Origin of the sequence: Stenotrophomonas sp. YIM B06876, from assembly GCF_030711595.1 — a bacterium.
Taxonomy (GTDB): Bacteria; Pseudomonadota; Gammaproteobacteria; order Xanthomonadales; family Xanthomonadaceae; genus Stenotrophomonas.
Genome location: NZ_JAUJUJ010000150.1, coordinates 1 through 1,871, shown reverse-complemented (window position 1 = coordinate 1,871; position 1,871 = coordinate 1). Strand labels below are relative to the sequence as shown.

Annotated in this window: 2 protein-coding genes; both read right to left on the bottom strand. The window is 65.6% G+C overall.

Annotation, left to right across the window (positions count from 1 at the left end; all coding sequences use genetic code 11):
* Positions 1-290, bottom strand: a 290-nt coding sequence (locus tag QZH66_RS15575; protein ID WP_305806815.1) for a CoA transferase, incomplete at its 3' end; no start/stop codon positions are given.
* Positions 291-345: 55 nt separating this feature from the next.
* Complete coding sequence (locus QZH66_RS15570) at positions 346-1,818, bottom strand: NAD-dependent succinate-semialdehyde dehydrogenase (RefSeq protein WP_305806814.1); 1,473 nt, start codon at positions 1,816-1,818, stop codon at positions 346-348.
* Positions 1,819-1,871: the final 53 nt, after the last annotated feature.

The window sequence follows — 1,871 nt, the reverse complement described above, 5'->3', positions numbered from 1 at the left end:
GGCAGCAGGTCATGGACAATCTGCACGCCCTCGCTGGTCTGCAGGTCCAGCGTGATGGACCGCTTGTTGCGGTTCATGCTGCAGTAGTACGTGGTTTCAGTCTGGCCGACGCGAATGCCCCAGTCGCGCGTATCGTCTCCGCGCTCCGGATGTTCGATCTTGATGACTTCGGCGCCGAAGTCGGCCAGGACCTGGCCGCAGAGCGGCCCCGCGAGCACGCGCGACAGATCGAGTACACGGACTCCTTGCAGTGGCAGGTCAGGGGTCTGATTGGATTCGGTTGTGTGCATGGGATGCTGGATAAAAGAGGTCTACAGGTCGTGCAAGGGTCGGAGTGCGGTGGGTTCAGGCGTTCATGACGGCGACGCTGCGAACGTTCAGATAGGCGTCCAGGGCCTCCGGCCCGCCCTCGGTTCCGTAGCCTGAGTCCTTCAAGCCACCGAACGGCAACTCCGCCGAGGGGATCGCCGGCATGTTGACCCAGAGCATGCCCACCTCCACTGTGCGGGTCAGGATGTCCGCCGTCCGCAGTGAGCGCGTGAACGCATAGCCGGCCAGTCCATACGAGAGGCGGTTGGCCTCCCGGATGGCGTCCTCCAGGTTGTCGAAGGACTGGATGCCGGCAATCGGCCCAAAGGGTTCTTCGTTGAACATCCGGGCTTCGACCGGGACGTTCGAGAGGATGGTGGGGGCCCAGAAATTGCCGGCCGGATGCGTGCACTCGCCGCCCGCAAGCAGCGTCGAACCGCGCGCGATGGCGTCGGCCGTCAGTTCCTTCATCGCGGCCACGCGGCGTGTGTTGGCGAGCGGTCCCATCTGCGTACCCTCCAGCAGCCCATCGTCCACCTTCAGCCGCTTCGTGGCTTCCGCCAGCGCCGCGCTGTAGTCTCCGATGAGGCTCTTGTGCACCAGGAAGCGCGTCGGGGAAATGCAGACCTGGCCCGCGTTGCGGAACTTTGCCGCCACCGAGGTCTTTACCGCGAGCTCCAGGTCCGCGTCCGCCGCGACGATAACGGGCGCGTGCCCGCCGAGCTCCATCGTCACGCGCTTCATGTGCTGGCCGGCCATGCCCGCCAGCTGCTTGCCGACCGCGGTGGAGCCGGTGAACGTGATCTTGCGGATGATGGGATGCGCGATCAGGTAGCTGGAGATCTCCGCCGGGTTGCCATAGATCAGGCCGAGGACCCCGGGGGGCAAGCCCGCATCCAGGAAGGCCTGCATCAAGGCGGCCGGCGCCGCCGGCGTTTCTTCCGGCCCCTTGATCAGCATTGAGCATCCGGTCGCCAGCGCCGCTCCCACCTTGCGCACGATCTGGTTGATGGGAAAGTTCCACGGCGTGAACGCCGCAACCGGGCCGACGGGATCCTTGAGCACCATCTGCCGCAGGCTCGCACTGACCCGGGACGGGACGATTCGTCCGTAGACCCGCAGCCCCTCATCCGCGAACCATTCGATGATGTCGGCTCCCGTCAGCGTTTCGATGCGCGCCTCCGCCAGCGGCTTGCCCTGTTCCTGCGTGAGTATGGCGGCCACGGCGTCCGCACGTTCTCTGAGCAGCCCCGCCGCGCGCCGCATGATGCGGCTGCGCTCCACGGGCGTCATGGATCGCCAGACATCGAATCCCTGGGCCGCGGCCCTGACCGCGTCGTCCAGTTCTGGTTGTCCTGCATGCGACACGCATCCAATTGGCTGGCCGCTGGCCGGGTTGAGCACGGGGATGGTTCTGCCATCCCGGGCATGGCGCCATTCGCCGGCGATGAGCAGTCGCGTGTCGGGGTAAGCGGGCGACGACGAGGACGGGGGCAAGACGGTAGACATTTGTGCGTTTCTCCTGGAAGGTTAATCCGGTTGCTTTTCAGACCTTCAGGTCC

Excerpts from the sequence above, each read along its gene's own strand:
- QZH66_RS15570 (WP_305806814.1), bottom strand. The coding sequence starts at position 1,818 with ATGTCTACCGTCTTGCCCCCGTCCTCGTCGTCGCCCGCTTACCCCGAC.